Consider the following 16,353-nt stretch of genomic DNA (forward strand, 5'->3'; position numbering starts at 1 on the left):
ATCAACGGCGTGACCAATGTTTCGTTGTTGCATCGTGACGGGAGAAAATATGGACAGCAGTAAACGGCAGTTTCTCCAGCAACTGGGCGTCCTGACCGCTGGCGCATCACTGGTTCCGCTGGCTCAGGCGCAATTTCCCTTTTCGCCAGAACGCCACGAAGGCTCACAACAGCATCGCTATGCCATGCTGGTTGACCTGCGACGCTGTATCGGCTGCCAGGCCTGTACCGTCAGTTGCGCCATTGAAAACCAGACGCCACAGGGCGAATTTCGTACACTTGTCAACCAGTATCAAGTACAGATTGAAGGCCAGCAAAGCGTTACCAACGTCCTGCTGCCGCGACTGTGCAACCATTGTGATAATCCCCCTTGCGTGCCCGTTTGCCCGGTACAAGCCACTTTCCAACGCGAAGACGGCATTGTGGTGGTCGACAACACACGCTGCGTGGGCTGCGCCTATTGCGTGCAGGCCTGCCCTTATGATGCGCGATTCATCAACCATGAAACGCAAACCGCCGATAAATGTACCTTTTGCGTTCACCGCCTCGAAGCGGGGCTGCTCCCGGCCTGTGTGGAATCCTGCGTTGGCGGCGCGCGCATCATTGGCGATATTAAAGATCCGCACAGCCGCATTTCGCAAATGCTGCATGAGCACCATGACGCCATCAAAGTCCTGAAGCCGGAAAGCGGTACGTCTCCTCACGTGTTCTATCTGGGGCTGGATGAGGCGTTTGTTACCCCATTGATGGGACGAGCTCAACCCGCTCTCTGGCAGGAGGTTTAAATGAACCATTCACTGATTATCGACGAGGTTCTGGCCCATCCTCAGGATGTAAGCTGGTTACCCTGGGCCGTACAATACTTCTTTTTCATCGGCATTGCCGCCTGCGCCGCGCTGTTCGCCTGCGTTCTTCACTGGCGCAAAAAAGAAACGGCAGACCTGGAGAATCTGACGCTGTTAATCGCCCTGACCTGCGCGATTACCGCGCCACTGGCGCTGACCGCTGATCTACACCAAACCTCCCGCGTCTGGCATTTCTATGCGTATCCGACGCCATGGTCCTGGATGCCGTGGGGCGCACTGTTTTTACCGCTGTTTACCGGTTTTTTAGGTCTGTGGTTTCTGGCGCAACATGTGAAACGGCTAACGCTAAAAAGTTACAGCGTCACAAAATGGTTAGCACTTGGTAGCGCGCTGTCCGCCATCGGATTGCTGGTTTACACCGGCCGTGAAGTGTCGGTGGTACAGGCGCGTCCCATTTGGTTCAGTTACGCCTTTCCGGTTGCGATGTTCCTCAGCGCGCTGCAAACATTTCTTGCCCTGCTTATTGCCACGACAAATAGCAAGGACGCACTACCGCGTAAGCTAGCGTGGGGGCAAATGGTCACGTTGATCGCGCTGGCTATCGTGGTGGCGATCTGGGCGAGTGGTAATACGCTTTCCGGTTCGGCTATCCGTCATTGGCTGGATGTTGCCTCTTCAGCACAACACTACGCTATCGGTTGGGTTGCGCTATGGCTTGTTTCGCTTGCTCTTTGCGGGTTGGTTGTACGTTACCCCTTGTCGCTACCGCTGCGCATATTACTCGCTTTTAGCGCTATGGCGCTGTGCTGGCTAATGCGCTGGACGTTACTCATCCAGGTGCAGACCGTACCGAAATTTAACGCGCAGTTTAATCCCTATACCCTGCCCGGCGGCACCGATGGCTGGCTGGCTATTGTGGGTACCTTCGGCCTGTGGATAGCACTGATTATTATTGTTCGTGAAGCCCTGAACGCGATCGCAAGGAGAATGCAACATGGCTAATTTAACCCGTCGTCAGTGGCTTAAAGTGGGCCTTGCCGTAGGTGGCATGGTGACTTTTGGCCTGAGTTATCGGGATGTGGCAAAGCGCGCGATAGACGGTTTGTTGGACGGAACCTCGGGCAAAATTACCCGTGACCGCATTTTTGCCAACGCGCTAATCCCAGAAGCCAACGCCCGGCCTCACTGGCAGCAAAACCCGCAGCAGGTGATCTCGATGACGCAGTGCTTTGGTTGCTGGACGCAGTGTGGTGTACGGGTTCGCGTTGACACTGAGCAAGGCAAAGTGCTGCGCATTGCGGGCAACCCTTATCATCCGTTGTCGCACGAGCACCATATAGACGCCTCCGTCCCCTTTGCCACGGCAATGGAACAATTGGCCGGGGAGTCAGGTCTTGACGCACGTTCCACCGCCTGCGCCCGTGGCGCAACCTTACTCGAAGGTCTGTACAGCCCGCTACGTATTCTGGAGCCTATGAAGCGTGTCGGTAAACGCGGTGAAGGAAAATGGCAGCGCATCAGCTTCGAACAGCTGATCAAAGAGGTGGTGGAAGGTGGCGATTTGTTTGGTGAAGGCCACGTTGATGGTCTGAGAGCCATCCACGATCCCACTACACCGCTTGATGCGAAACATCCCGGCTTTGGCCCAAAATCCAATCAACTGCTGGTCACCAATACCAGCGATGAAGGACGTGATACCTTTTTACGTCGCTTCGCACTGAACAGTTTCGGCAGTAAAAACTTCGGCGCTCATGGCGCTTACTGCGGTCTGGCCTATCGGGCCGGTTCCGGCGCGTTAATGGGCGATCTGGATAAAAATACCCACGTAAAACCCGACTGGGATAACGTCGAATTCGCACTGTTTATGGGCACCTCTCCGGCGCAATCCGGCAACCCGTTTAAGCGCCAGGCCCGCCAGCTGGCCAGCGCCCGTTTACGTGACGACTTCCGCTATGTTGTGGTGGCGCCAGCCCTGCCATTAACCACGGTGCTGGCTGACGATCGCGGCCACTGGCAGCCCGTACGACCGGGAAGCGACTCCGCGCTGGCTATGGGGATGATAAGCTGGATTATCGATAAACAACGCTATAACGCTGATTATCTCGCCATTCCCGGCGTGCAGGCCATGCAGCAGGCAGGAGAAAAAAGCTGGACTAATGCAACGCATCTGGTGATTACCGATGAAATTCCAACGCTTGCCGGACAACACCTGACCCTCGCCCATCTGAGTGCAAACGCAGCCCAGGAGCCGATGGTCGTCAACGAGGCCGGTGAGATTGTCGTCGCCAGCAGTTGCCCGCGCGCTCAGCTGTTTGTTACCCGTGAAGTGACGCTGGCCGACGGGCAGACAGTAACGGTAAAAAGCAGCTTCCAGTGTCTGCGTGAGTCCGCAGAGAAACTGTCGCTAACGCAGTACAGCCAGCAGTGTGGGGTGTCAGAAGCAGACATTGCCGCTCTGGCCGACGCATTCACCCGCCACGGGCGTAAAGCGGCGGTGATCACGCACGGCGGAATGATGGCAGGCAATGGATTTTATAACGCCTGGTCGGTGATGATGCTCAATGCGCTTATTGGTAACCTCAGCCTTGAAGGCGGCGTGTTCGTCGGCGGCGGCAAGTTTAATGGCGCCACCGACGGTCCGCGCTACAACATGGACAGCTTCGCCGGGAAGGTAAAACCGAAAGGGTTAAGCATCGCGCGCAGTAAAACCGCTTATGAGTCTTCGGAAGAGTACCGCAATAAGGTGGCTGCCGGGCAATCGCCCTTCCCGGCTAAAGCGCCGTGGTATCCGTTTGTCGCCGGTCAGCTTACCGAACTCCTCGTCTCGGCGCTTGAAGGTTACCCTTATCCGCTGAAAGCCTGGATCTCCAACATGACCAACCCGTTTTACGGCATTGCGGGGTTACGCGGCGTGGCGGAAGAAAAGCTCAAGGATCCTGCTCGTCTGCCGCTGTTTATTGCCATTGACGCCTTTATGAACGAAACCACGGCGCTGGCAGATTACATCGTGCCGGATACCCACAACTTCGAAAGCTGGGGATTCAGCGCTCCGTGGGCGGGCGTGGCCAGCAAAGCCACCACCGCGCGTTGGCCAGTTGTCAGATCGGCGACCAGCCTCACGGCTGACGGTCAACCGGCCTCGATGGAGTCTTTCTGTATCGCAGTGGCAAAGCGCATCGGGCTACCTGGATTCGGCGACAATGCAATTACCGATCCGCAAGGTAATCACTATCCGTTGAACCGTGCGGAAGATTACTACCTGCGTCTCGCGGCCAATATTGCGTTTATGGGCAAAGCTCCGGTTGCTGAAGCACAGCCGGAAGACATAGCGCTGACCGGGGTCCAGCGGATCATGCCTGTGATGACACAAACGTTGAAAACCGATGAAATCAGCCGAGTGGCGTTTATCTACTCCCGCGGCGGGCGCTTTGCGCCGGACAACAGCGGGCGAGTTGATAACCGCGTCGGCAATGCCTGGGAAAAACCGCTCCAAATCTGGAATGCGAACGTCGCCGCGCACCGCCATGCGATTACTGGCGAGCGCTACAGCGGCTGCCCGGCCTGGTATCCATCACGTCTGTCAGATGGACGTGCGGTCGAGGAGTTGTTCCCGGAACAAGAGTGGCCGTTGAAACTGATTTCCTTCAAATCCAATACCATGTCCAGCGCCACGGCGGTGATCCCACGCCTTCATCATCTGAAGCCGGTTAATCTGGTGGCGCTCAATCCACAGGATGGTCAGCGGTATGGTTTAGCACACGGCGATATCGTGCGTATCACCACCCCTGGTGGTCAGGCGCAAGCGCAGATAAGCCTGCTGCATGGCGTCATGCCGGGTGTCATCGCCATTGAACATGGTTACGGACATAAAGAAATGGGCGCGGCACAGCATACCCTCGACGGTGAGCCGATGGCGTTTGATGAGCAGATTAAGTCGGGGATTAATCTCAACGAATTGGGTTTTGCGGACCCAACCCGACAGGTAGCCAATACCTGGCTTGACTGGGTGTCGGGTGCGTCGGTGCGTCAGGGGTTGCCAGCGAGAATTGAGCGAGTGTAGCTCTGGTGCCGCATGGCATCGCGAACGCGTTTTACCCGGCCTACAGGACGTCGTAGGCCGGATAAAGCACTGCCGCCACCCGGCAAAAAGCAGATTAGTTGTTTACCGGGATCACCGCACCTTTATATTTAGTACGGATCCAGTCCTGGATCTCTTTTGAATGCAGGACATCAACCAGCGCTACGATATCCTTTTTCTTCTCGTCGCCACGATGCACGGTAATGATGTTGGCATACGGGTTGTTTTCACCACTTTCAACGGCAATAGGATCTTTCACTGGATCCAGCCCGGCATCGATGGCGTAGTTGGCGTTAATCACCACCGCATCGCCTTCGTCGTTGTTATACATCTGCGGTAACAGCGCGGCTTCCACGTTTGGCAGGAACTTCAGCTTTTTCGGGTTTTCGACGATATCGCTAATGCGCGCGGTTACTTTATCCACGCCCGGCTTCAGCTTGATCACCCCCTCTTTTTCGAAAATCGACAGAATACGGCCTTCCTCAGATACCGCGTCACGCATGATGACTTTGCCGCCTTCCGGCAGATCTTTAAGTGATTTCACTTTTTTCGAATAGATACCAATCGGCTCAATGTGAATCGCTCCGGCGCTGACGAAGTCATACGTTTTATCGCCTGCATGGTCTTTAATCACGCTGTTCAGGTACGGAATATGCTGGAAGTAGTTGGCGTCAATCTCACGGCCAGCCAGCGCAGTGTTCGGCAGAATGTAATCCTGGAACGGTTTAATCTCCAGATCGATCCCCTGCTTCGCCAGAATCGGTTTGGCCTGTTCAAGGATCTCCGCATGCGGCACGTTAGACGCGCCAACGGTCAGAGTATCAGCCCAGGAGGCAAAGCTCAGGGCGCTTAAGGTTGCTGCGGCGAGTAACGTCAGTGATTTTTTCATGATAATGGTTTCCGTATTTTATTAGCGTTTATCTAACAGAGAGGTGATCACATCGCCGCAAAGCTGGATGATGAAGACAATGAGCAAAATCGTCACCGTCGCCACCAGCGTGACGTCGCTGTGGTTGCGCTGGAATCCTTCCAGATAGGCCAAATTCCCTAAACCACCGGCACCAATTACCCCTGCCATCGCGCTGTAGCTAACCAACGCAATTAGCGTCACGGTGATCCCGGACACCAGAGCAGGAGAGGATTCCGGCAGTAAAACTCGAAAAATAAGCGTGCTCAGCCGTGCGCCCATCGAACGCGTCGCTTCAATAACGCCTTTATCCACTTCACGCAGAGCGATTTCGACCAGACGCGCATAAAACGGCGCGGCCCCCACGATCAGCGCAGGCAACGCGGCATTGGCGCCGAGAATGGTGCCTACCATCGCTTTGGTAAACGGGATCAGCAGCACGATCAAAATGATGAATGGGATCGAACGAAAGATATTCACCACCAGTGAAATAGCGCTATATACCGCGCGATTAGGGAACAATCCGCCGCGCGCTGTCAGGAACAATGCCAGGCCAAGCGCGATGCCCAGGATAAAGGTCGCCGCCCCCGAAAGAGCTGTCATATACAGCGTTTCCTGGGTTGCCGCTAACAGTTGTTCCCACTTCAGATGGGGAAACAGTTCTTCAGCCATGTTGAATCACCTCGCCTTCAATGTCGCTCTGGCGCAGGTCGGCCAAAATATTGTTCAATTGTTCCTCAGAGGCCACCACGTGCACCCAGAGTTGACCAAACACGCCGTGTGCGGTTTGCGTCATCTTGCCGTGCAAGATGTTGAACGGCAGGCCATAGCGCAGGGTCAATTCCCCAACCACAGGCCGATGGGTACGTTGCCCGGTAAAGGTTAATTTGATAACCACCCCACCCAACTCGCTTGCCAGCTGCGGATTAAACTCGTCTTCTTCGGTGTACTGGCTCACCTGACGAACAAACTGTCGGGTAATAGGCTGCTGAGGATGGGTAAAGACGCTGAGCACATCACCTTCCTCAACGACCTTGCCGTTTTCCATTACCGCGACGCGGTCGCAGATTTTGCGTACCACGTGCATTTCATGAGTGATCAGCACAATGGTTAATTTGAAACGACGGTTAATATCGAGGAGTAAATCGAGGATCTGATCGGTAGTTTGCGGATCCAGCGCCGATGTGGCTTCGTCACACAGCAGGACATCTGGATTGTTCGCCAGCGCGCGAGCAATTCCTACACGCTGTTTTTGCCCACCGCTGAGCTGGGAAGGATACGCATTTTCACGACCGCTCAGCCCAACCAGCGTAATCAGTTCAGCAACCCGCGCTTTGATGGACGCTTTGGACGCACCGGCGATTTGCATAGAGAACGCAATGTTTTCGCTAACGGTCCGCGACCACAGCAAATTGAAGTGTTGAAACACCATGCTGATTTTCAGTCGCGCCTGGCGTAACGATTCCCCACTGGCGGCCGAGATATCGTGGCCGTTAATCGTCACGCTGCCGGAGGTCGGTTTTTCGAGACCATTGAGCAAACGAATTAAGGTGCTTTTACCTGCCCCGCTGTAACCAATAATGCCGTAAATCTGCCCCTGTTCAACCGTTAGGTTGACGTTATCGACAGCGGTGATGGCAAGCCTGCCTGGCGTAAACACTTTCGAAATATTTTTCAGGACAATCATGTCGTTTGGGTATCCGCTGCTGCTTATTGTTCTTCTGCTAGCGCTTTTGGCTGTTTAGCAGTATGGATGTCCAAACGAGTGTAATCAGTGGAATTGGCTTTTAAAATGAATTAAAACGCATTTGATATAACTTTTAGGAATATAGTGCTGCATCGACGTCAACGGCATAAAACGTAGTCATCGAGATGTTAAATGCTGTTTGTTGCGCAACAAATCGCAACGCCGGATAACCTCTTTATCCATACCGATGAACAAATTAATGAATAATTTTTGTAAAACTGCACAGAAGTGTTTTGAAACGCTGTTTCCATTTTCCTTTTTGATAATTTTCAGCGTATAATGCGCGCCAATTGTCTCTTGAATGGTTTCAGCACATTGACCTGTAAAACTCAACGACTACAGAACTCACCATCCCGTTGGGCTGAAACACAAGCACACATTCCTCTGCACGCTTTTTCGATGTCACCTATCCTTAGAGCGAGGCATCACAACTTTCGTAACTCAGGTTTAGCTTCCCATCCGTGCGCGATGGGAGCCAGATTTCCATATCCTTCTCAACTTAAAGACTAAGACTGTCATGAAAAAGACGAAAATTGTTTGCACCATCGGTCCGAAAACCGAATCCGAAGAGATGTTAACCAAAATGCTGGACGCAGGCATGAACGTCATGCGTCTGAACTTCTCCCACGGCGACTACGCAGAACACGGTCAGCGCATCAAGAATTTGCGCAACGTTATGAGCAAAACCGGCAAGAAAGCCGCAATCCTGCTCGACACCAAAGGTCCGGAAATCCGTACCATCAAACTGGAAGGCGGTAACGACGTTTCCCTGAAAGCGGGCCAGACCTTCACCTTCACCACCGACAAATCTGTCGTAGGCAACAACGAAATCGTTGCTGTAACTTACGAAGGCTTCACTAAAGATCTGTCTGTCGGCAACACCGTTCTGGTTGACGATGGTCTGATCGGCATGGAAGTTACCGCCATCGAAGGTAACAAAGTTATCTGTAAAGTGCTGAACAACGGCGACCTGGGCGAAAACAAAGGCGTTAACCTGCCGGGCGTTTCCATCGCGCTGCCAGCACTGGCTGAAAAAGACAAACAAGACTTGATCTTCGGTTGCGAGCAAGGCGTTGACTTCGTTGCAGCGTCCTTTATCCGTAAACGTTCTGACGTCGTTGAAATCCGTGAGCACCTGAAAGCGCATGGCGGTGAAAACATCCAGATCATCTCCAAAATCGAAAACCAGGAAGGCCTGAACAACTTCGACGAAATCCTCGAAGCGTCTGACGGCATCATGGTTGCGCGTGGCGATATGGGCGTTGAGATCCCGGTTGAAGAAGTTATCTTCGCGCAGAAGATGATCATCGAAAAATGTATCCGTGCACGTAAAGTCGTTATCACTGCGACCCAGATGCTGGACTCCATGATCAAAAACCCGCGTCCGACCCGCGCTGAAGCCGGTGACGTAGCGAACGCCATCCTCGACGGTACCGACGCAGTAATGCTGTCTGGCGAGTCTGCAAAAGGTAAATACCCGCTGGAAGCCGTTACCATCATGGCGACCATCTGTGAGCGTACTGACCGTGTGATGACCAGCCGTCTGGACTTCAACAACGACAGCCGCAAACTGCGCATCACCGAAGCCGTTTGCCGTGGCGCGGTTGAAACTGCTGAAAAACTGGACGCGCCGCTGATCGTCGTCGCAACCCAGGGTGGTAAATCCGCTCGCGCAGTACGTAAATACTTCCCGGATGCCACCATCCTGGCGCTGACCACCAACGAAACTACCGCGCGTCAGCTGGTGCTGAGCAAAGGCGTTGTTGCACAGGTGGTTAAAGAAATCAGCTCTACCGATGATTTCTATCGTCTGGGTAAAGAAGTCGCTCTGGAAAGCGGTCTGGCTCAGAAAGGTGACGTTGTGGTTATGGTTTCTGGTGCACTGGTTCCGAGCGGCACCACCAACACCGCATCCGTTCACGTGCTGTAATAATTCCATCGCGAATTAATTTGCTTAAAAAAGCGCCCTGGTGGCGCTTTTTTTATTTTATCGATAGCCACAATTAATAAAAAATCAAATCGGATTTCACTATCTAATCCGTGATTATCTAAGATGAATCCGATGGAAGCTTTCTGTTTTCACTCGGGTTTTTAGCCGTTTTTGCACAATTCGATGCTTCTTTGAGCGAACGATCAAAAATAAGTGCATTCCCATCAAAAAAATATTCTCAACATAAAAAAGTTTGTGTAATACTTGTAACGCTACATGGAGATTAACTCAATCTAGAGGGTATTAATAATGAATCGTACTAAACTGGTACTGGGCGCGGTAATCCTGGGTTCTACTCTGCTGGCAGGTTGCTCCAGCAACGCTAAAATCGATCAGCTGTCTTCTGACGTTCAGACTCTGAACGCTAAAGTTGACCAGCTGAGCAACGACGTGAACGCAATGCGTTCCGACGTTCAGGCTGCTAAAGATGACGCAGCTCGCGCTAACCAGCGTCTGGACAACGCAGCTACTAAATACCGCAAGTAATAGTATCTGTGTAATAAAAATGGCGCACATTGTGCGCCATTTTTTTTGCTCTGAATTCCCCTTCCCTGTTATTGCGTAGCGCGCACCTCAGCATCTCCTCCCGGCACGCCATTTTGCGCAGACTTCACTTCTGGCCCATTGCTCGCGACCGATGCTTGCCCGGCAGTGACGGTGACCGGATAACCTGCGCGACGATACAACGCCCTTTCCACCAGACTGTTATCCACCGCTTTATTGTCTTTAAACTGGGTGAAACCGGCTGGCAGCACATACGGCATGGTCTGGACGTTTTGCTCCTCTTCCGGCGACAGCGGTCGATGCACTTCGACATACCTCATGCCGTTCGGCTCAATCGAATATTTTATCGGCTCATTAATCACCTTGACCGGCGTGCCTGTGCGGACCTGAGCAAACAGTGCTTTAATGTCCGGCGCGTTCATGCGAATACAACCAGAACTCACACGCAGGCCCACGCTGTCCGGCGCGCTGGTGCCATGGATCAGATACTCACCGTTTCCATGCGCCAGACGCAGTGCAAAGCGTCCTAACGGGTTATTTGGCCCGGCAGGCACAACAGGCGGTAATGTGATGCCGCGCTCCAGAGAGCGTTTACGGATGCCTGGTGTAGGGGTCCAGGTAGGATTCGGGATTTTCTGCCCAACCCGGGTTTCCATTACCGGCGTTTCCAGCCCCTGCAAACCGATACCAATTGGGAATACCTGAACAATATTCTCTCCCGGCGGGAAGTAATACAGACGCAGTTCCGCCAGATTCACAATAATGCCTTCGCGTGGTGCATCCGGCAGCAGTAATTGTGAGGGAATAGTAATCAGGGTTCCGGGTTTAGGTACGGGGGCAATAGTGTTGTTGGCTTCAAGGATCAGCATGGCAGCGGTATCAAACTTACGGGCTATCGCCTGTAGGTTTTTATCGCCTTCCTGCACGGTGTAGGTTTGGTTTTGCCCAACAAGGCGGCTGTTCGCCTGGGGCAAAGGATAATCGACCGCCCATGCGGCCTGAATAGCGCTGTAAGCGCCGATTAGCATTAACGTAATAACAGACGCGCGTTTCATACTCACTCACCCCCCTGGCGTTCTTGCCGGACGGCGGCGAGCGCCCAATCCGGCTTACGAGTCACTGCGTTGCCTTACACGAACGCTTTCAAGTCGGTCTGAAAGTTAACGTGTTTTATCAGTTTAGCTAAGAGTTGCGGCTTTGGCGCGAATAGCCCGAATCATCGCCTCCAGCCCTTGTGAACGAGACGGCGTGAGGTGCTGTGCGAGCGCCATTTTTTCAAACCACGGACGCACATCAAAATTCACAATATCCTGGGCCGTCATGCGATCATACAAAATGAACACCACGGCAATAAGTCCTTTCACAATTGCCGCATCACTGTCGCCCTGTAATTCAATAATCCCTTCGCCATTCTGGTTCATAACAATCCATACCTGACTTTGACATCCCTGGATGCTATTTTCCGGGCAGCGTAAGTCGTCGTTTAATTCCGGCAAACGCTGACCCAGCTCAATAATGTACAGGTATTTCTCTTCCCAATTAGCGCAACGCAGAAAATTACGCAACAACTTTTCTTTATCCGGTAGCGCAGCCATAACGCCTCCCTGTTAGCCCAGTAAGTGATGAATACGCTTGAGGCCCGTTACCAGGCGATCCACTTCTTCATGGGTGTTGTACATTGCAATCGACGCCCGGCACATAGCAGGAACGTTATAGTAGGCCATCAGCGGCATAGCGCAGTGATGCCCCGTCCGCACGGCTATTCCATAGTTATCAAGAAAACTGCCGACGTCAAAGGCGTGATGTTTACCAAGGTTAAATGCAATCACACCCAGGCGGTTATCCGGTCCGTAGAGTGTCAAATCCGGCACATCCGCCAGCTGCTCCAACGCATAGCGCATCATGAACTGTTCATATTCGCTGATTTCAGTAAGCCCCAGTGCTGAAACATACTCAATAGCCGCGCCGAGTCCGATAATACCTCCGGTATTTGGCGTTCCGGCTTCAAAACGCCAGGGGGCTTTAGCCCACGTTGTTCCCTGACTCAAACTCACCGTCGCAATCATTGAACCACCGCCTTCCCAGGGTGGCATCTCCTGCAACAGCGACTCTCTGGCATACAGAACGCCAATACCGGTTGGTCCATAAAGTTTATGCCCGGAGAAAACATAAAAATCGCAATCCAGTGCCTGGACATCCACCTGATGATGCATCACCGCCTGCGCGCCATCCACCAACACTTTTGCGCCGTATTGATGCGCCAGCTCAATCATTTCCGATAACGGGTTCTCGGTACCCAACACGTTAGAAACGTGGGTAATCGCCAGCAGTTGCGTACGATCGTCAAACAGCGTCGGCAGCGTCTCCAGCTGCAACGTACCATCGGCATTGAGCGGAATAACGCGCAGCTCTGCCCCTACGCGGGCACACAGCATCTGCCAGGGCACAATATTGGCGTGGTGCTCCATTTCGCTGATGATAATGTTATCGCCCGCTCGCACATTGCTGCTGCCCCAGCTGTTCGCCACCAGATTGATGCCTTCCGTCGTACCACGAACAAACACCAGCTCTTCCGCTGAGCGGGCGTTAATAAACAACGAGGCAAGCTTGCGCACATTTTCCATTTTTTCCGTGGCCTGGGCGCTCAGCGTATGAATACCGCGGTGGACCGCCGCATAGCCGTGACGATAAAACTCGGCCTCGGCATCAATCACCTGATTGGGTTTTTGCGCGCTGGCAGCGCTGTCCAGATACGCCAACGGTAAACCGTTCACTTCACGCGTCAGGACCGGAAAGTCAGCCCGTACTTTTTCAATGGGAAATGTCATGCTGCGCCTCCCGGCAAGCGTTGGGCGATCCGCGCCAGTACCTGTTGTTTCAGCGTTTCATCGCCCAGGGCTTCCGTCAGCTCAGCGGCAAACGCATAGAGAATCATGTGTTGAGCATCCTGCTGGCCGATCCCTCGCGAACGCAGATAGAACATCTGTTCGTCGTCGATCCGTCCTACCGTCGCCCCGTGGCTGCATTTCACATCGTCGGCGTAAATTTCGAGCTGTGGCTTGGTATCCACCTCCGCCAGCTTTCCGAGCAACAAATTATTGTTGGTCATCTGACCGTCGGTTTTGATGGCGTGCTGGGCGACGTTGATCAGACCATTGAAGACCGCTCGTCCCTTATCGCTGACAATCGTTTTATGCAGCTGGCGACTGTTGCAATACCCTTTGTTGTGCTCAAGCCAGGTCCGTGTATCACAGACTTCATTTTTCACCGGCATCGCCAGACTGTTCAGCCGAAGCGTGGTGTTTTCACCGTTAAGCTGCGTACTGGTGTTATGGCGCAATACCGCATCACCAAGCAAGAAACTGTGGCTAACGGCAGTAGCATCCGCGCCCAATTGAATGTCATTATGCGCGAAGTGGTGACTAAACGGATTTTCGAACGCCAGTTTGATATGGCGCAAATGGGCGTTTGCCGCGACGTTCATCGTTAAGCGTGCGCCGGTGAAATGGCGACGCTCGCTGAGGCTGGCATAGTGTTCAATGACGGTGGCTTCTGCGCCTTCCGCTAGCTCCAGATGGTGGCGATAGTGCGCCGTATTCACCTCATCGCCCGCCAGCCCCTGGGTTACGTGCAGCAGCAGCAGCGGTTTCGCGGGGCGCTGGTTACGCTTCACCTGAATGTGCGTTACGCTACGGGACAGGCTTTCGGTAAGGTGCAAAAACACTTCCGGTTGGATAGCCGCTGGCAGCGCCTGGCGCGCATCGTCAATGGTAATGTCAAAACCGCTACCGTCTGTACTGTCGCTGAGCGTCGGAGAGAATTGCCCGTCAACAAACACCAGTCGTACAGCATCAATTGTCGGCGACAACGCTGCACATTGGGCTGACGTTATCTCAGCGACATGACTGACAAACTGGCTGTTGGTTAATCCCTCCAGCGGCGTGTATTTCCAGTCCTCATGTTTACGCGTTGGCAGCCCCAGACGCAGCATCTGTTGCAAGTGCTGCTGCGCATGGTCTGAGCGTGTCTCCCCTTGCGTCTCAAACAGATGATGCCACTGTTGCAGCACGTTACTGCTGTTCGCTAAGCCAGCCATAACCTTGCTCCTCCAGTTGTTTGACCAGCGTAAAATCGCCGGACTTCACAATTCGCCCCTGGTAGAGAACGTGAACAAAATCGGGTTTGATATAGTCCAGGATCCGCTGATAGTGAGTGACGATAATGAATGAGCGTTTCCCGTCACGCAGCGAGTTCACGCCATCCGCAACGATTTTCAGCGCATCAATATCCAGCCCGGAATCTGACTCATCAAGAATGCATAACTGAGGCTCCAGCACGGCCATTTGCAGAATGTCATTACGTTTTTTCTCACCGCCGGAGAAACCGACGTTTACCGAGCGCGTGAGCAAATCTTCCGGCATCTTCAGCAGCGCTATTTTCTCTTCCATCAGATCCTGGAAGTCGAATCGATCCAGCGACTCTTCGCCACGGTAACTTCGCACCGCATTCAGCGCCGTTTGCAGGAAAAACTGGTTACTGACGCCAGGGATTTCCACCGGATACTGGAATGCCATGAAGATCCCTTCACCGGCCCGGTCTTCCGGCGACAGTTCCAGTAAATCTTTGCCGTTGAACTCTACCGTCCCGCCAGTGACGTCGTAGTCTTCCCGCCCAGCAAGAGTTGCAGAAAGCGTACTTTTCCCCGAACCGTTTGGTCCCATAATGGCGTGAACTTCTCCGGGGTGAACCTCAAGGCTCAACCCACGCAGGATCGCCTTATCTTCCACACTGACCTGTAAATCTTTGATGCTTAACATGTGCTTTCCTTAAAATTTAACCGACGCTGTGCTCAAGACTTATGGCGAGAAGTTTTTGCGCTTCCACGGCAAACTCCAGCGGCAGTTCAGAGAACACGTCTTTACAGAAACCATTCACGATCATCGAAATGGCATCCTCTTCACTGATGCCGCGCTGCAGGCAGTAAAACAACTGGTCTTCACCAATACGCGACGTGGTGGCTTCATGTTCAAGCTGGGCGCTATTGTTACGACACTCCACATACGGGAAGGTGTGTGCCCCACAATCCGCACCGATCAACATCGAGTCGCATTGGGTATAGTTGCGGGCGTTAGTAGCGGTCGGCATGATTTTCACTAAGCCGCGATAACTGTTCTGGCTGTGTCCGGCGGAGATCCCTTTCGAGATAATGGTCGATTTGGTGTTTTTGCCAATGTGGATCATTTTGGTGCCGGTATCGGCCTGCTGATGTCCACTGGTCAGCGCGACGGAGTAGAATTCGCCGATCGAGTTGTCGCCACGCAAAATGCAGCTTGGGTATTTCCAGGTAATGGCCGAGCCGGTTTCCGACTGCGTCCACGACATTTTGCTGTTTTCGCCTTCGCAGAGTGCGCGCTTGGTGACGAAATTCAAAATACCGCCCGTATTGCCATCGCCGGGAAACCAGTTTTGCACCGTGGAGTATTTCACTTCGGCATCTTTGTGGATGATGACTTCCACCACCGCCGCGTGTAGTTGGTAACTGTCGCGCACCGGGGCTGAACAGCCTTCGATATAGCTGACGTAGCTGCCCTCATCCGCAACCAGAATGGTGCGTTCAAACTGCCCGGTTTTTTCCGCATTGATACGGAAATAGGTCGACAGCTCCATTGGGCAACGTACGCCTTTCGGTACATAAATAAACGTGCCGTCAGATGCCACCGCCGCATTCAGCGCGGCAAAGAAATTGTCATTGCCGGGGACAACCGTGCCCAGGTACTGTTTTACCAGCTCAGGATGATCGTGAATGGCCTCACCGAACGAACAGAAAATAATGCCCTGTTCCGCCAGTTTGTCGCGATAGGTGGTCGCTACCGATACCGAGTCGAAAATGGCATCAACCGCAACTTCTTTGCCTTCACGTACCGGCACGCCAAGCTGTTCGAATGCGTCCTCAACCTCTTTGCTTAAAAATGCATTCGCGCCCGTTTGCTGTACCGCTCCCGGTTCAGACGCACAGGTTTCATCGCAGTTACCGCAGGAAGGTGCGGAGTAATAGCTGTACTCCTGATAATTCAGTTTGTCGTAATGTGCTTTAAGCCAGTGTGGTTCTTCCATGGTCAGCCACGCTTTAAAGGCATTCAGGCGAAATTCCAGCATCCAGTCGGGTTCATTTCGTTTTGCCGAAATCGCGCGCACGACATCTTCATTGATCCCTTTTGCCAGCTCATCGGTTTGCAGTTGGGTGAAGAAGCCCTCTTTGTAATTAAGGTGCCCGCCAGCCCAGGTGTTGACATCGTCAGTTGCTTCAGTATTACGAGACATA

At 53.2% G+C, this 16,353-nt stretch carries 15 protein-coding genes; 6 read left to right on the forward strand and 9 right to left on the reverse strand.

Annotated elements, in window-relative coordinates:
• The first annotated feature begins 49 nt into the window (after nt 1–49).
• Genes ttrB through ttrA form a run of 3 tightly spaced genes read left to right on the forward strand, consistent with a single transcriptional unit; the run spans nt 50 to nt 4,865 of the window.
• Nucleotides 50–784, forward strand: coding sequence for a tetrathionate reductase subunit TtrB (gene ttrB, locus OGX97_RS08410; protein ID WP_020996438.1), 735 nt, complete (start codon nt 50–52; stop codon nt 782–784).
• Nucleotides 785–1,807, forward strand: a complete 1,023-nt coding sequence (gene ttrC / locus OGX97_RS08415; RefSeq protein WP_235123958.1) for a tetrathionate reductase subunit TtrC — start codon at nt 785–787, stop codon at nt 1,805–1,807.
• Nucleotides 1,800–4,865: a tetrathionate reductase subunit TtrA gene (gene ttrA, locus OGX97_RS08420; RefSeq protein ID WP_279850564.1), complete on the forward strand. Its 3,066-nt coding sequence runs from the start codon at nt 1,800–1,802 to the stop codon at nt 4,863–4,865. Before ttrC ends, ttrA begins: the two co-directional genes overlap by 8 nt.
• Nucleotides 4,866–4,959: 94 nt before the next feature.
• Here ttrA and OGX97_RS08425 read toward each other — a convergent pair whose 3' ends face one another.
• Genes OGX97_RS08425 through OGX97_RS08435 form a run of 3 tightly spaced genes read right to left on the reverse strand, consistent with a single transcriptional unit; the run spans nt 4,960 to nt 7,477 of the window.
• On the reverse strand, nt 4,960–5,772 hold the full coding sequence (locus tag OGX97_RS08425; protein ID WP_003029358.1) for a MetQ/NlpA family ABC transporter substrate-binding protein: 813 nt from the start codon (nt 5,770–5,772) through the stop codon (nt 4,960–4,962).
• 21 nt (nt 5,773–5,793) lie between these two features.
• Nucleotides 5,794–6,462 (reverse strand): methionine ABC transporter permease, encoded by a 669-nt coding sequence (locus OGX97_RS08430; RefSeq protein WP_003029361.1) that lies wholly within the window; start codon nt 6,460–6,462, stop codon nt 5,794–5,796.
• Complete coding sequence (locus OGX97_RS08435) at nt 6,455–7,477, reverse strand: methionine ABC transporter ATP-binding protein (RefSeq protein ID WP_063941515.1); 1,023 nt, start codon at nt 7,475–7,477, stop codon at nt 6,455–6,457. The genes OGX97_RS08430 and OGX97_RS08435 overlap by 8 nt, the downstream gene beginning before the upstream one ends.
• 375 nt (nt 7,478–7,852) lie before the next feature.
• On the opposite strand from OGX97_RS08435, the gene ynhH reads away from it, so the two are divergent.
• The 3 genes from ynhH (at nt 7,853) to lpp (ending at nt 10,013) form a co-directional block, all read left to right on the forward strand.
• Nucleotides 7,853–8,047: a protein YnhH gene (gene ynhH / locus OGX97_RS08440; protein WP_244293978.1), complete on the forward strand. Its 195-nt coding sequence runs from the start codon at nt 7,853–7,855 to the stop codon at nt 8,045–8,047.
• A gap of 7 nt (nt 8,048–8,054) precedes the next feature.
• The gene (gene pykF / locus OGX97_RS08445; RefSeq protein WP_003029366.1) at nt 8,055–9,467 is read left to right on the forward strand and encodes a pyruvate kinase PykF; all 1,413 of its coding nucleotides are present in this window, start codon (nt 8,055–8,057) and stop codon (nt 9,465–9,467) included.
• A gap of 309 nt (nt 9,468–9,776) precedes the next feature.
• Nucleotides 9,777–10,013: a murein lipoprotein Lpp gene (gene lpp / locus OGX97_RS08450; protein WP_003029373.1), complete on the forward strand. Its 237-nt coding sequence runs from the start codon at nt 9,777–9,779 to the stop codon at nt 10,011–10,013.
• A gap of 68 nt (nt 10,014–10,081) precedes the next feature.
• Here the strand turns inward: lpp and ldtE are convergent, their stop codons facing one another.
• The 6 genes from ldtE to sufB all read right to left on the reverse strand — a co-directional run bounded on the left by ldtE (nt 10,082) and on the right by sufB (nt 16,352).
• A complete protein-coding gene (ldtE, locus tag OGX97_RS08455; protein ID WP_008784610.1) occupies nt 10,082–11,086 on the reverse strand; it encodes a L,D-transpeptidase LdtE in 1,005 nt (334 codons plus the stop codon).
• A 123-nt stretch (nt 11,087–11,209) separates the two neighbouring features.
• On the reverse strand, nt 11,210–11,626 hold the full coding sequence (gene sufE, locus OGX97_RS08460; protein WP_003832654.1) for a cysteine desulfuration protein SufE: 417 nt from the start codon (nt 11,624–11,626) through the stop codon (nt 11,210–11,212).
• A gap of 12 nt (nt 11,627–11,638) precedes the next feature.
• Nucleotides 11,639–12,859, reverse strand: a complete 1,221-nt coding sequence (gene sufS / locus OGX97_RS08465; protein WP_008784609.1) for a cysteine desulfurase SufS — start codon at nt 12,857–12,859, stop codon at nt 11,639–11,641.
• The gene (sufD, locus tag OGX97_RS08470) at nt 12,856–14,127 is read right to left on the reverse strand and encodes a Fe-S cluster assembly protein SufD (RefSeq protein ID WP_235123963.1); all 1,272 of its coding nucleotides are present in this window, start codon (nt 14,125–14,127) and stop codon (nt 12,856–12,858) included. Before sufD ends, sufS begins: the two co-directional genes overlap by 4 nt.
• A complete protein-coding gene (gene sufC / locus OGX97_RS08475) occupies nt 14,102–14,848 on the reverse strand; it encodes a Fe-S cluster assembly ATPase SufC (RefSeq protein WP_174770334.1) in 747 nt (248 codons plus the stop codon). The genes sufD and sufC overlap by 26 nt, the downstream gene beginning before the upstream one ends.
• A 16-nt stretch (nt 14,849–14,864) precedes the next feature.
• Complete coding sequence (gene sufB, locus OGX97_RS08480) at nt 14,865–16,352, reverse strand: Fe-S cluster assembly protein SufB (protein ID WP_020996440.1); 1,488 nt, start codon at nt 16,350–16,352, stop codon at nt 14,865–14,867.
• Between the last annotated feature and the right edge of the window lies 1 nt (nt 16,353).

The sequence above is a fragment of the Citrobacter sp. Cpo061 genome (assembly GCF_030332845.1).
Taxonomy (GTDB): Bacteria; Pseudomonadota; Gammaproteobacteria; order Enterobacterales; family Enterobacteriaceae; genus Citrobacter; species Citrobacter portucalensis.

Coding starts and splice junctions, on each gene's coding strand:
- OGX97_RS08435 (WP_063941515.1), bottom strand. CDS start 7,477: ATGATTGTCCTGAAAAATATTTCGAAAGTGTTTACGCCAGGCAGGCTT.
- OGX97_RS08425 (WP_003029358.1), bottom strand. CDS start 5,772: ATGAAAAAATCACTGACGTTACTCGCCGCAGCAACCTTAAGCGCCCTG.
- ttrA (WP_279850564.1), top strand. CDS start 1,800: ATGGCTAATTTAACCCGTCGTCAGTGGCTTAAAGTGGGCCTTGCCGTA.
- sufS (WP_008784609.1), bottom strand. CDS start 12,859: ATGACATTTCCCATTGAAAAAGTACGGGCTGACTTTCCGGTCCTGACG.
- ttrC (WP_235123958.1), top strand. CDS start 785: ATGAACCATTCACTGATTATCGACGAGGTTCTGGCCCATCCTCAGGAT.
- lpp (WP_003029373.1), top strand. CDS start 9,777: ATGAATCGTACTAAACTGGTACTGGGCGCGGTAATCCTGGGTTCTACT.
- pykF (WP_003029366.1), top strand. CDS start 8,055: ATGAAAAAGACGAAAATTGTTTGCACCATCGGTCCGAAAACCGAATCC.
- ttrB (WP_020996438.1), top strand. CDS start 50: ATGGACAGCAGTAAACGGCAGTTTCTCCAGCAACTGGGCGTCCTGACC.
- sufE (WP_003832654.1), bottom strand. CDS start 11,626: ATGGCTGCGCTACCGGATAAAGAAAAGTTGTTGCGTAATTTTCTGCGT.
- OGX97_RS08430 (WP_003029361.1), bottom strand. CDS start 6,462: ATGGCTGAAGAACTGTTTCCCCATCTGAAGTGGGAACAACTGTTAGCG.
- sufD (WP_235123963.1), bottom strand. CDS start 14,127: ATGGCTGGCTTAGCGAACAGCAGTAACGTGCTGCAACAGTGGCATCAT.
- sufB (WP_020996440.1), bottom strand. CDS start 16,352: ATGTCTCGTAATACTGAAGCAACTGACGATGTCAACACCTGGGCTGGC.
- sufC (WP_174770334.1), bottom strand. CDS start 14,848: ATGTTAAGCATCAAAGATTTACAGGTCAGTGTGGAAGATAAGGCGATC.
- ldtE (WP_008784610.1), bottom strand. CDS start 11,086: ATGAAACGCGCGTCTGTTATTACGTTAATGCTAATCGGCGCTTACAGC.